Origin of the sequence: Wolbachia endosymbiont (group A) of Machimus atricapillus (genome assembly GCF_964027095.1) — a bacterium.
Classification (GTDB): domain Bacteria; phylum Pseudomonadota; class Alphaproteobacteria; order Rickettsiales; family Anaplasmataceae; genus Wolbachia.
This window is the reverse complement of sequence record NZ_OZ034727.1, coordinates 160857-174690: the sequence shown is the minus strand read 5'-3', so window position 1 is coordinate 174690 and position 13834 is coordinate 160857. Positions and strand designations below refer to the sequence as shown.

Here is a 13834-nt window from a genome sequence, read left to right as displayed (position 1 = left end):
TAATGTACGTAATTAAATACTTTCCTATTTCTATTTAAATATTATATATTGAATATAAAAGTAGAAGCAAAGCGAGAATCTTGTTTATAAAATACATGCAAAACGTACGTAATGGTTAATAATTAATTTACAACTGACGCTGTATACTGAAACAGTGGTTGAGGTAAAAATTATGACTGAAAATACATTAAAACTACAAGAAGAAATAAAACGCCACAACGAGTTGTACTATCGGGAAAATAGGCAAGAAATAACCGATGCAGAGTACGATGAACTGGTAAAAAAGGTAGATATTCAAACCGTTGGTACTGCGCCTGACGATAGGTTTTCCAAGGTACAGCATATTGTGCCTATGCTCTCGTTAAACAAAGTTTACAGCCAAGAAGACATTGAAGAATTTATTGCTAAGTCCAGAGAACTCCTAAATACAGATGAGCTGAAGATAATGTGCGAGCTGAAAATTGATGGCTTAAGTTTCACTGCAATTTATGAGGATGGTATGTTCATTAAAGGTTTAACTCGAGGTGATGGCCATTACGGTGAAGATGTAACAAAAAATGTTGCAACTATAGAAGGATTGCCTAAAGTTTTACCTGATGTAAAGGGTAGATTAGAGGTGAGAGGGGAAGCATACATAAGTAATGACGACTTTTTAAAATTAAATAAGAATTTCTCAAATCCACGCAACACAGCGTCAGGCTCACTAAGACACCTAAATCCAGAGGTCACCGCTAGTAGGCCACTGAAGTATTTTGCCTATTCTTTAATTGGTGGAACAGAAAATACCCAGTCTGAAGTATTAAATACGCTGAAAAAGCTTGGATTCTGTGTAAATGAACATCAATGCTTAGCAAAAAATGTGGACGAAATGCTGGGGTTCTATAACAAAATCTACGATAATCGCCATGAATTAGGTTATGATATTGATGGCATAGTATATAAAATCAACAACTTAGAGTTGCAAGATCATCTAGGTAATACCAGTAAAGCACCAAGAGGAGCTATAGCACACAAGTTTCCAGCAGCTCAAGGAAAAACTAAGATAGTTGAAATATTAATACAAGTAGGCAAAACGGGCAAATTGAATCCTGTTGCTAAATTAGCTCCGATAAATGTAGGTGGGGTGATCATTACTAGAGCAAATCTGTATAATAAAGATGAAATCAAGCGTAAGGACATAAGGGAAGGTGACATTGTAGTAGTGAAACGAGCGGGTGACACAATTCCTCAGATAGTCGAAGTGGACAAAAAGTTTCGTCCTCGTAATACACCAAAGTTTGTTTTTCCTGATATTTGCCCGGAATGTGGCAGTAGAGTTGATGACTGGGGAACTATAGCTATATGTTCTGGAGGAAATGATTGCCCAGCACAGCGAATAGGAAAGTTAAAACATTTTGTGGAAGTTCTTGACATTAAAGGTTTTGGCGATAAGCAAATAGAGTTCTTTTATGACCTTGGTTTGATAAGGAAAATATCTGATATTTTTGCTCTCGAAGAAAAACTCAAAAATTTCAACTTAAGTGAGCTAAATGGATGGGCTGAGAAATCCGTATCTAATCTATTGAATTCTATCAATAGCAGAAAAACCATAACTCTTGAAAAATTTATATCTTCTTTGGGAATTAGATTCGTAGGACCACACGTAGCAAAATTACTAGCAAAACATTATGGCTCATATGAAAATTGGTATTCTGCTGATGAAGAAGAATTAATGAGCATAATAGGCATAGGCGAAGAGACCATAACTTCCTTGGAGGAATTTTTCTCTGATGAGGATAATATTGAAATGGTAAGTGATCTTACTAATCAATTAACTATTCTGTCTGTAAGTGCTAATGTTAGTAATTCCCCGCTCAGCGGTAAAATAGTGGTTTTTACTGGCAAGCTGTCAAGGGAGAGAAAGGAAGCGCAAGCAAAAGCCGAATCTTTAGGTGTAAAAGTTAGCTCTAGTGTGTCCAAAAATACGGATTTTGTGGTTGTAGGTAAAGATCCAGGGTCAAAGTATCACAAAGCTTTAGAACTAGGTGTTAAAATTTTAACTGAGGAAAAATTTAATAAATTAATCTTGGGAGAAGAATAAACCCTTCTCGATCAATTCTTGTATCTACTGCGTCATTTCCTCGGCACAAATAATAGTCCGATTTTATTTGCTAGGTCCTTTTGGGTATATCCTCGCTTTAACCTACAGCTTCTTACTTTTTGTGCTATTTCATACCTTGTAGCACACTTTGTGTTATTGTTAGCTTTTTTGAAACCATAAGCTCTATATGAAATTCTTGCTATGGATGCCTATTTGGTTTCAAGTTCCTCTACAGTTAAGCCAGTTATCTCGGGGATAATATCGATGGGAATGCCCAATATAAGCAGATTATTTGCAACTTTGATCCCCTCTGCTTTGTCGATCTTTTCTTTGTAAATTTGCCTTCTTTGGGATAAAAATTCTATTAGTATGTTCAGTTCATCTCTTGATTCCTGATTATCAATTCTTTTGAATTCTCTCGTCGAACTTAATAGCTCATTTTCTACTTCCTCGTCTTCACTTTCATAGTAATCTTCTTCCGTTATTAGATCTTCAGCATCTACTGATAATATTTCTGCTGCTTTACATGCCACCTCGCTCAAAAAGGTACTCTTCCCTTGTTCATAGTTATGTATTTGTGAACTTGCTACACCTAGCTCTTTTGCCAATTCCTCTTGAGTATATTCCCTTATTATCCTCCATTTCTTCATCTCTTGTCCTTCCTTGTGACGCTCACAGACAACTAGCTCTTTGTTATCATATTCATCTATTGATAAGCCTGTTGCTTGGTAGATAATATCAGCATCAAATTCTAACTCGAGCATATTTTTTGCCATTCTTATTCTTGCTGCTTTTACATCACTTTCCTCTTGAGCTCGAATAAATTTGGTTAATGCATTAATTGCCTTGCGCGGTCCTCTCCCCTTTGTTTTCATGTATTTTCCCATGAAATCGTACGTCTCTTGCGCCTTATCTTTATCAAAACAACTGTCTTCTCTTGGTGGAGGAAGTAGATTACTAATAGGAACTGACAATGCCTTTGCTATACGTTTTAACTTTTCAGTTGGAATGCCACATTTTCCTTTTACATACCTTAGCAGCGTATAGTATTCTATACCTGTTTTATTTGCTAAATCTTTTTGGGTATATTTTCGCTTTAATATCCAGCTTCTTACATTCTGCGCTATTTCGTATCTTATGGAGATAGTAGTACGTTTTGCCATGCCGCTAACAGAAATAAACTACACATTATTACACAGGTGAGCATAAATTTACCATGAAAATGTTGACTTCAAGCTCTTTATTATGAAAGGTGTGAGAGCTAATGGTAGGCTTACGCTCGCACTTTTGTTAGGCCCTTGCACCAAAAATAAGTGTTTTTAAAGCTCTTTATAGCTCATGAATTCATTTGCCGGGGTTTTTAGGCGCTTTATGAGTGGGTTATAAAAAGATCTACCCCAAACCTCTAAGGTGCGTAGTAGCATTCTAAAGCCATCTATGGGAGACATTTTTTTTCATCAACGCATTCAAAACTTAAAAAAATAAAAAACTTGAACATTTCTTCAGAATTGTGTATAATTATTAATGCTTTTTAGGTTAACGTCTTATGGCTTTTTCGAAGTTTCTTGATCCCAAAAATGATGTATCGTTTAAGCGTATCTTCGGTACTGAAAAAAATAAAGATATCCTTATTCACTTCCTCAATGATATTCTTGGCTTTACTGGTAAAAATGAAATAAATGATATAGAGTTTTTAAGTACTATTCAAGACCCTGATATCGCCGCTAAAAAGCAAAGTATTGTTGATGTTCTCTGTAGAGATTCTACAGGTGCTCAATACATTTGCGAGATGCAGGTCGCTAAAACTAAAGGATTTGAAAAACGTGCTCAATACTATGCTGCTAAAGCTTACTCAAGGCAAGCTGATAAAGGTGACCAGTATCATAACCTTAAGGAAATTATCTTCATTGCTATAGCAGATTGTGTACTGTTTCCTAATAAATCTGAGTACAAATCAAAGCATACTATTCGAGATGAAGACACTAATGAGCATGATCTAAAAGATTTCTATTTTATATTTATTGAGTTGCCAAAATTTCCAAAGAATAAGGAAGATCAGTTGGAAAATATAGTTGAAAAATGGGTTTATTTTTTTCGATATGCAGATGAGACTAGTGAAGAAGAGCTGGAAAAAATAATAGGTAGTGATGTAATAATTAAAAAGGCCTATGAAGAGCTAAATAGATTTAACTGGTCAGAAAAAGAATTTATTGCCTATGAACAGGAAATAAAACGTATTCTTGATGAACAGGCTGTCCTCGCTCAAAAACTTGATGATGCTACTGAAAAAGGCAGAGAAGAAGGCAGAGAAGAAGGCATCCAAATCGGTCATGAAAAAGGCAGAAAAGAAAGGGAAATTGAAGTCGCAAAAAACCTACTTAAAGCAGGGGTTTCTATCGATATAATAGCTCAAACTACTGGTCTTACAGTTAACGAAGTCAAAGACTTAAGCTAATTCTATCTTTGGGTGTCTAGATGAACATCTTTGTACTAGATGAAAACCCAGCAATTGCGGCACAAATGTTATGTGATAAGCATATAGTAAAAATGCCATTAGAAACTGCTCAGTTATTAAGTAATGTTTTTTCAATAGCATTAAAAGTGCCAAATCCTTTAGTCAGCATCACAGACCAGAATATAGAAGTTCCATATAAACTTACTCACAAAAACCACCCTTGTTCTCTATGGGCTAGACACTCAAAAGGAAACTTAATTGGTTGATAAAGCATGGAAAAGAATTGTGCATAGAGTATAGCTTGCGATACAAAAGAACGCATAAATCCGAAGAAGTTATAGATTGGTGTGATAATAATAAGGATTTGCTAATTTTTCAATCAGCTGATATACAAATTTTTACACAAGCGTTACCTGATCGATATAAATGTAGTAATCCAATAGAAGCCTATAGAGAATATTACCTAAAAGAAAAGATGAGGTTTGCTAAGTGGGAAAAAGGTAGAGAAGCACCAGGTTGGATAATCTGCTACACAATACCACAGCTAATATAGCTCATAAATAAAGAAGCCATCCAAATCGGACATGAAAAAAGCAGGGAAGAGGGCGAAAAACAGGCTAAAATAGCTGTGGCTAAAAATTCACTCAAGGCGGGTGTTTCTATTGATGTTATTGCTGAAATAACAGGGTTTTCTGTTGATTATATTGAGAAAATTCAAGAAAAGAAGTTTTAGCCATAACGTTTTTTTTATTAAACCCTCTATTCTAGTAATTTTAATATTGCAATCCATTCTAATGTCTGTACAATGCCTTTTTTATATAAATACTTAATAGGAGGGGTTAATGCCAACACAGAAAGAGCTTCGGGCTACGATGTCCAAAAAATTACAGGAAGCTATTAAACATCCAGATCCAACAGTTGCTGCCGGGAGGAAGTCAGCTATCAAGAGATGGGTGGGAGTCCTTCAAGATAACTTTATGGAGCACATAAAATACTTTAAGGGTGATAAGTTGAAGTTTTTGCACAATGTATTCCAAGATGAAGGTTGCTGGTCAGGTGTAAGGTTGGATAATGCTGCTTTAGGTCAAAGGTTTACTGAAGAGAAAATAGGTGGAATAGATAATCCACTTCGCAAATATGAGATGGCTTGTAGTTACTGTGTAGTGGATAAAATTCATCCATTCTTTCAAAAAAGATTTGAATTTTACAAGAACAGTTTTCCTCCTGGCACACTTGATGGTAGCGGTAATCCTATAACTGATAAATACATACGAAACTCCCTATTAAATAGCATGAAGAGAAAAGGTGATGTGTTCAACTTCTGGATCGATAGAGAATCTGGGGAATTAAAGAAGTATGATGCAGTAGAAGGCTTTGACAGTGCTGTAAAACTTAAGTGGAGTGAAGGAGTAGAGTATTTTTATAATCATTTAAAAGAAGAAGATAAGGAAAAGAAACTTACAGAAGCTATTATTGCTCTGTCCCGCGTTCAATCTGTTGAGAAAGATGCTCCTATTTTAGATTTTTGTGTAAATAAGATAGTCGATAAAGATACTCTTTTACAGAAATTATTGCAGAAAGATAAGGGAGTATATGCTCTTCTTGCTGAATTAATAGAGTCATGTTTTTTTGATACGGTTCATGATTTGGTACAGTGCTGGTGTTATGAGGAAGCTTCAGCACGAGGTGATCATTCAAAGGAAATACTCTCACAGGATGAGTATGACCTCCTTCTTTACTCACTTTCAAATGTAATGTTGAAAAATCCTGAATCAAATGTTCAAGCTAGATCTCTTATTATGAAGATTTGGAAATGTGACTGCTTTATTGAATACAGAAAGATTTCTGTTAATATTTCTAATTGTATAGTTCCTATACAGGACATGCTTGCAGGGTTAATAATTAACTGGAAACGAGAAGACATTTATAAGTCTGATGAGGAAAAAGAAATAGAGAAAAAAGAAATACTAGATATAATGTTATTTGCTAAAAATAGCTTTCCTGAAAGATTTGAGTTCTTTAAGGGAAGGATAATAAAAAGTCTTAGATTATCTGGTAGAGAAGGTAAAAGAGTAAATGTAGATTACGGTCTGTTTGCGGAAGAATTATTCTCTGAGTTAGAGAAAACAATTTTACCACCTGTAGGTGATGGTCCTTGGAATAATTTACGGTCACGATCTAAAGCTCATGGTAGTAAGAAAACAACTTTGCCAGTTGATGATGTTCCACAGTCTGAGCTTGGAACTCCTAGTGTAAGTGGTGTTTCTTCTTATAAGAAAAAAAGCGTCTTTACGCTTAGTGGTAATAAGTAATCCACTTATGAACTCTTGGTGTTTCTGGTCGTAGTAAATAAGGGGTATTTTGTATGAGTAATGGTGATGGATTTATTAGGAGTTTGGTGGATGGAGATCTTGAAGGATTCAGACAAGGATTTGAATCTTTTTTAGATCAATGTCCATCTTTCTTGTATCATGTGAGTGCAGGTCGTTTCCTTCCTGTATTCTTTTTTAGTATGTTTTCTACTGCACATGATGCTAATATCTTAAATGAAAATGAGAGAGTGTATTTTCGTTTTGATAATCATGGTATTGATACAGGTGGTAGAAATAGAAATACAGGAAATCTAAAAGTCGCTGTTTATCGTGACGGACAGCAAGTTGTCAGATGCTACAGTATTTCTGATCGTCCTAATAGTGATGGGTTGAGGTTCAGTACAAGGGAGAGAAATGCTCTAGTGCGAGAGATTAGACGGCAAAATCCAAATTTAAGGGAAGAAGACTTAAATTTTGAGCAATACAAAGTATGCATGCATGGAAAGGGCAAGAGTCAGGGAGAGGCAATTGCAACAGTATTCGAGGTGATTCGTGAAAAGGATTTTAGAGATAAATTTGCCAAGTATTCAGCATCTGAGATTAGTCTTCTTAGACAACTCTTAGGAGATCACGGATTGACAATTCAGGAAATAAAAGGAAGACAACTCAATTACAATCAGCTCAGACAACTTGATAGATCAGTCAAGTTTGCACAGGTAGCACAAGGTCAACAAAGGATTGACAACTTTATGGGAATACTAGCAAATAACCAAAGACAAAATGTAGAACGTAGAATGCACAGGGAAGTTTTGCCATACATCACTGACATCTATGATAATTGCAGACAAGCGCTAGAAAATAATATTGAAAATCGCAGTCAAAAATTTGAGAGTCACGGGTTTTTATTAGGTTTTTTAGCAAATTTTAGTCATCGCTACACAATAGGCATCGATCTTGACTTATCTCCTAGAAACTCACATGTTGCTTTTCTTGTACGTCATCAAGCAGAAAGAGAAAATATTCCTATTGTTATTAATCTTGCTATATTTGACACACCGTCAGATGTTGCATTAAACTGTGCCATAGGCTACGCTGGAAGGTTACACAATTCTTCATTTATACCTATTCATACCACATCAGAGCATACTGTTTGTGTTGGATTAAATTTTAATTTAAATCTAGATCCTTTTAGTGTTGATACAGTAGGGCTTCAACAGGATAGATTTCCTTTAGTACAAAGATTGTTTGAGTATATAGAAGATGAAGAGGTTGGAGAGAATATTAGAGATTTCTTGCTTCAACATCTTCCTGGTGAAATACCAAGAAATGCAGATAATTATAACAGAGTATTTGATTGTATAACTGGTTTTACTTTTGGAAGTAGTGCTTTTGATATACACCCTTTACAACTAGAAGGTGTAGAGGAAGATGAAGTACATATAATAAAGCACACATTTATACATGGTGACCCCAATTTAAGAAAGCGCGCATTGACTATGGTCTTTCATGCTGAAGGTTCTGATATAGTTATACTCCATATTAGAGCTCACGATGCACAACAACAAGGAGCAATCAATTTAGAAAATCTTAATATTAATGGAAATAATGTTCATGTATGGGAAGTTTCATGCACACTTAATGACCAATTTGAGCTAGATATTGATCAACCAAATGACCTTGGTTTATATCACGATTACCAAAATAATAATGCAAATAATTTTCTTGATGGTGATCTTGTACAAGTACCTAATGCTGAAAATGTACATGGTATTTCAGAAAGGGTTATGAATGATGGCTGGAAAAATGTAGGTCAGCATAGAGGATTATTTCAAGAGATCTCTGGAGCATTGATGCCACTTAGGGATGCAATAAATGTTAATAGTGAGGATAAGTTTCGTTCTATACTACATGGTACATTTTATGCTAGTGACGATCCTGATAAAGTGCTTGCTATGTATAAAATTGGTCAAACATATAGTTTGAAAAGGAGGCAGGAAGAAGAAGGAGAAAGGGTAATGCTCACAAGAATTACAGAACAGAGATTAGACCTTTTATTATTAAGACAATCTACGGAGAATGCTCCAGATACTCACCCGATTGTATATGTATTAGGATTTGCTGATAATGCAGAAGAAGTAGCACAAAAGGAGAATAACGCAAAAGATCGAATAAAAGAACTTATGAACAAGCAAAGGGGATATTTGCCTATTACTCCTGGAAATGAGGTGGTTTTATCTTCTGCTGTATTTAATGCAGGTGCACAGAGAGTAGAAGATCTTATATCTATTCCACAAGAACTATATATACATAGGCTTGACCGCAGTACTAGAGGATTAGTGGGACCTGAAAGTGTTATTGATGAAAATCCACCAGAGGGTCTATTATCAGATCAGACTCGTGAAAATTTCAGGCGCTTTTACACGGAAAGAAAACCAGGACAGAACTCTATTTTTTTGCTTGATATAGATGATAATCTGCACGTTCCATTTAGTTACTTGCAAGGTACTAGAGCACAGGTAATAGAAACATTAAAGTCAAGAATAAGGGGAGGTGATAATTCCATTCCTACAGCACAAGAGATAAGAAGACAAATAAGAGATATTCTTGGAAATCAAGGGATAGAAGTAAATGATCTACTTACACTAGAATTTGCGACGAGAAATGAACATTATGATTACTGGCTTCAACAAATTGATATAGCTCACGCTGGAAGATTGCGATATCAGCTTCGTACTGAAGGTAATCACACTTTTGAAGTAGCTAATTTGGCAAGGAATGACGGTAACGAGCACATTGTTAGAGTATTAAATCAATTTAGGGAAAATGAAGAACAACAGCGTTTAACTTTAATCATTACTTTAAATAATACTCATTGGGTTACACTAGTGATTGAACGTCAAAATGGGAACTATGTTGGGTACTATGCTGATTCAACTGCTACTGCTGTTCCAGGTGGTATTACTGATATCATTCAAAATAACTTAGGAAATAATATCAGGATTAATAATGTTTCTGTTAGTCAGCAAACAGATGGTTGGAATTATGGTTTATGGGCATTAGAAAATGCTAGTGATATTAATCGAGTTCTAAACGAAAATCCTGTTGGGCAAGTGCAGAATATCATAAATATAATACGCGATTTTCTTGGAAGAGGCCACCCAAACAGAGATAGAAATTACTTTCAGAACATAAGAGTGGGCATTTCACAATTATTCAGGAATGATCCGGGATTTCAAGATGTGCAATTGCAAGCATACATTCAAAATAGAGAACAAATTGATCCATTACTACGTACTTATCTAGAATTAGGATATCACAGAGTAGGAGGAGGGTATGGATTAGTAGAAGCACCTATATCGCTTGGTGTTAGTGATTCCAGTAATTTTGGTGACCTGCCACAGTCGAGTTTAGAAGGTCCTGAAGCTAGTCGTGTTTCTGACCTTAGCAAAGGTAAAGGCGGTAAGTAGAGGTAATCGGTAGATGAAAGGAGTGTAACAAAAACCTTATGCATCAAGTAAAGATTGTGAGCAAATTTAAAGAAGTTAAGGTGGGTAACCTGTTTTTTTCTACTTGCAGCAATGTTTCAAAAAGTATATGTGTCGAGTTGGGTAAAGTTGAAGGAGGTTCTTAAATGAGCAACTATTAATTTGGTAGTGTATAACATTAATAAATTTAAATGATGCAACCATTTCCAGCAACAAAAATCAGCTAGCGTGAGAAGATTTTTTCTTGGAATCGCGTGGTCTACCGCTTGTTCTGTGTGAACTTTATCTTTATAATAATTCTACTATACCACAAAACTAGCTATATTAGCCTACTTTCACCATATTTAAATATGAACTAATTTACCTAATTTTGTTGCAAAAATTTCACACTTTTATTTTCACAACGCCGCTTTTATTTAAATTGTTCTCACGAAGGTAGGTACTTTTTTGCGATTTTGGAAGGAGTAAATAATTAAAATTTTTGTGGTGCTAAATTAGGTACTTTTTTAAAATGTTCTACCAACAAAAAACACCTCTTTATTACCTCCTGCCTAGCAGCTCTATCTCACACATTTGAAAAAATTACCTAAGTAAATTTATATACCAGCTCCACTATCTCTCCTTGTCCCTGCACTTGCACCATGGCTTACGTTTACATCACTTAGCGAAGTACCCTGATTCAATAAACTTCTTATACCTGCCTCAATTACTCCAACACTTACTTTTCCTTCTTTTATTATTTGCTCTCTATTAATCTTTATTTCCTCTATTATTGCATTAATTACCTGTTCTGGAGACTTTATCCTACAACCTATAGCTGCTTTTACAATTTTGTCCTCACTTTCTTCATCTATTGCATTCCTTAGCTCTTCACCAAATCTTGCTAACTTTTTCACACAACTCTTTATTACTTTGTTCTCTAAATCTTTTTGCTCCAATGCTTGCTTAAGCTGTTCTGCCTTTTGTTCTGCACTTTGTCTTACTTGCACCTCCTGTTTTAATACTTCTCCTAACTGCTCCAACTTTTCCTGCGCCTCTTTTCTCCCTTGTGCTTCTTTTCTTATTTCATTCTCTTTTGCTTCTAATCTTTCTCTTCTCTCTTTCCTCTCTGCTGCTATTCTTTCTTCTTCTCTTTCCATTAACGTCTTCCTTTCCTTAAATTTCTCTTCCAACAACTTTGCCCCACGCTCCAACTTAAATAAAACTTTTCCTAGTTCTTTTGTTCTGCTTTCTCTTCCCTGATTTGATAACTCTACCCTCTTATCTCTCTTTAACTTGCCTGCTAACTCATTGCAACTATCTGATGCAGACTTTAACAACTCTTGATATGAAAGCTTTTCTATATTCTGCTTCTCTTCCTCACTAATTCCATTCTTCTCCATAGAGCATTCGTTTATACCCTTTCCACCTGTAACGTTGAAAAACGTAAAATAGATATTCATTAAATTACAATACTCTAATATTGGCTCTATAAACACTCTATCCGCCTTTCCTTCCAATAATCTTTGATTTCCTTCTAATATTTCATACTGTTCTTTACTCTCTTTCAACAACATATCTACATCGTTTTTCACTACCTCTAATTCCTTCTCTCTTACACAATTTCTACTTAGCTCCTCTAGATTCTTTATCCACTTTTCTTGATATAAATTTCTGTATCTTTTATAACTTTCATCAAATCCCTTTCTCACATCATTTATTACATTTCCATCTTTTGGCAGTTTGCTCAATACTTCCAAACAACTTCTTACACTACTTAAATACTCATTTCTTCCCCTCATTAATATTTCACCTTCCCAAAAAGCTATGCTACTTAATTCACTTTTTGCCACTTTGTTCCCTACTTTTAAAGCATCACGATCTATTACATTTTTTATTGGTGCATCCTCAAACAACCTATACACAACACGGTTTTCAACCATGCTTTTATCCTTCGTAATATAATCGTGTATATTCCTTAGTGCCTGAGTCACATTGTTAATTAAAATCTGTTCACTATTTTTATTAACTTCTTGTTCTTGCTTGTCTGGATGGTAGACTTTCGATAGCTTCAATATCTCTCTAACTTGCTCATTAAAGTATTTATTATGATCTTCCATAGTTTTTCCTCCATCTCTTACAGCTGCTAAACTCCTATCTAAATATAGCGGCAACCACTCCATTTTAAATGACTCAAGTCCTCTTTTAACCGTAACAGTAGTTTCATCCCCTACGCTGAAGATTCTCCTTATTAAGTTACTTGACCTTGCTTCCAGCTCATCTGCAATTTCTTCATTTTTGACTGTAGAAGAAATAAGTGAACTTACACCACTTGCAGCTTTACTCAGGCCACCACTAATTGCATTGTAGGCTTCCTGAGATTTATTTTTAGCTTTTTTATAGCTATCCTTAACAGGTTTTGGAATAGAGATGTTAGGCATTTTTCCCTCCGTTAACTCTTGATAATTATAAATATAACCATACTTTGCAATATAAAGTTGGTGTAGTTTTACATTCGTAAACAGTGAATACATCACTCGTGCAATAAATGAATTATCACTATAGCTTAAAGCCCTTTCTACTTCTTCATCAGTTACTTCAATATCTTTTACCTTCTTACCCCACGGCCACCACCAATACTTTGGTACTTCATCAAGTCCTTCCAGTAATCTAAGGCAACATTCTTGACTTGCTACTCCGCCAGTATCTTTTCTTTTCGTCTTCTGATAATCAATAGCAACTGTAATTAGCACCCCAAATAATATTACCCCAAGAGTTGCCGCAGCAGTAAATGTTGCTCTACGTGTCGATGCAAATGAAATTATTGCCACAACAGGAGTAATACTGTAAGTTATAATCAATCCATTTTTTGCATAATCTGGCTGCTTATTTTCTCTTACTCTGTACAGATAATCTAACAAAGTAGGACCAAACTCCCACCCAAATATCCGATACTTTCTATGGTTTGATAAAAACTTAACAACATCTTTTTGCCACTCAGGTAAATTAGATGCACACTTCATCAATTTCTCCCCATTCCTGCATTTACACCATGACTTACGTTTACATCACTTAGTGAAGTACCCTGATTTGAGAAACTTCTTATACCTGCTTCAATTACTCCAACACTTACTTTCCCTTCTCTTATTATTTGCTCTCTATTAATCTTTATTTCCTCTATTATTGCATCAATTACCTGTTCTGGAGATCCCCTCGTACAACCTACGGCTGCTTCTACAATTTTGTCTTCACTTCCTTTACTTACTGCATCTTGTAGCTCTTCATCAAGTTTTGCTAATTTTCTACAACAAGCTCTAATTGCTATTTTCTCTGAGTTCTTTTGTTCCAATTCCTGCTCTAACTGTTTTGCTTTTTGCTCTGCACTTTGTCTTGCTTGGGCTTCCTGCTCTGCCCTTTGTTCTGCCTCTTGTCTTGCTCGTGCCTCCCGTTCAGCCTTTTCAGTTTTCTCTTGTAATTTACGCTTCCTTAACTCATCTGCCATTCTACCAGTATCCTCTAAAAA

General features: G+C 35.3%; 7 protein-coding genes and 1 pseudogene. 5 read left to right on the top strand and 3 right to left on the bottom strand.

Annotated features, from left to right (window positions below; translation table 11 throughout):
* The first annotated feature begins 172 nt into the window (after nt 1–172).
* Complete coding sequence (ligA, locus tag AAGD68_RS00810) at nt 173–2080, top strand: NAD-dependent DNA ligase LigA (protein ID WP_341814296.1); 1908 nt, start codon at nt 173–175, stop codon at nt 2078–2080.
* 209 nt (nt 2081–2289) lie between these two features.
* Here the strand turns inward: ligA and AAGD68_RS00805 are convergent, their stop codons facing one another.
* Nucleotides 2290–3243, bottom strand: a complete 954-nt coding sequence (locus AAGD68_RS00805; RefSeq protein WP_265045248.1) for a helix-turn-helix transcriptional regulator — start codon at nt 3241–3243, stop codon at nt 2290–2292.
* A gap of 383 nt (nt 3244–3626) precedes the next feature.
* Here AAGD68_RS00805 and AAGD68_RS00800 point away from each other — a divergent pair, with 383 nt between their 5' ends.
* From AAGD68_RS00800 to AAGD68_RS00785, 4 genes and pseudogenes are all read left to right on the top strand, one after another.
* Nucleotides 3627–4535 (top strand): Rpn family recombination-promoting nuclease/putative transposase, encoded by a 909-nt coding sequence (locus AAGD68_RS00800; protein ID WP_264688169.1) that lies wholly within the window; start codon nt 3627–3629, stop codon nt 4533–4535.
* Between the two features lie 20 nt (nt 4536–4555).
* Nucleotides 4556–5088 (top strand): annotated as a pseudogene (locus tag AAGD68_RS00795) (pyrimidine dimer DNA glycosylase/endonuclease V).
* Between the two features lie 289 nt (nt 5089–5377).
* A complete protein-coding gene (locus tag AAGD68_RS00790; RefSeq protein ID WP_341814294.1) occupies nt 5378–6847 on the top strand; it encodes a cytoplasmic incompatibility factor CifA in 1470 nt (489 codons plus the stop codon).
* A gap of 53 nt (nt 6848–6900) precedes the next feature.
* Complete coding sequence (locus AAGD68_RS00785; RefSeq protein ID WP_341814293.1) at nt 6901–10314, top strand: cytoplasmic incompatibility factor CifB; 3414 nt, start codon at nt 6901–6903, stop codon at nt 10312–10314.
* A gap of 614 nt (nt 10315–10928) precedes the next feature.
* Here the strand turns inward: AAGD68_RS00785 and AAGD68_RS00780 are convergent.
* Both AAGD68_RS00780 and AAGD68_RS00775 read right to left on the bottom strand, forming a co-directional pair.
* Nucleotides 10929–13334: a hypothetical protein gene (locus tag AAGD68_RS00780; protein WP_341814292.1), complete on the bottom strand. Its 2406-nt coding sequence runs from the start codon at nt 13332–13334 to the stop codon at nt 10929–10931.
* Nucleotides 13334–13813, bottom strand: coding sequence for a hypothetical protein (locus AAGD68_RS00775; RefSeq protein ID WP_341814262.1), 480 nt, complete (start codon nt 13811–13813; stop codon nt 13334–13336). Before AAGD68_RS00775 ends, AAGD68_RS00780 begins: the two co-directional genes overlap by 1 nt.
* Nucleotides 13814–13834 lie beyond the last annotated feature (21 nt).

Coding starts and splice junctions, on each gene's coding strand:
- ligA (WP_341814296.1), top strand. CDS start 173: ATGACTGAAAATACATTAAAACTACAAGAAGAAATAAAACGCCACAAC.
- AAGD68_RS00805 (WP_265045248.1), bottom strand. CDS start 3,243: ATGGCAAAACGTACTACTATCTCCATAAGATACGAAATAGCGCAGAAT.
- AAGD68_RS00800 (WP_264688169.1), top strand. CDS start 3,627: ATGGCTTTTTCGAAGTTTCTTGATCCCAAAAATGATGTATCGTTTAAG.
- AAGD68_RS00790 (WP_341814294.1), top strand. CDS start 5,378: ATGCCAACACAGAAAGAGCTTCGGGCTACGATGTCCAAAAAATTACAG.
- AAGD68_RS00785 (WP_341814293.1), top strand. CDS start 6,901: ATGAGTAATGGTGATGGATTTATTAGGAGTTTGGTGGATGGAGATCTT.
- AAGD68_RS00780 (WP_341814292.1), bottom strand. CDS start 13,334: ATGAAGTGTGCATCTAATTTACCTGAGTGGCAAAAAGATGTTGTTAAG.
- AAGD68_RS00775 (WP_341814262.1), bottom strand. CDS start 13,813: ATGGCAGATGAGTTAAGGAAGCGTAAATTACAAGAGAAAACTGAAAAG.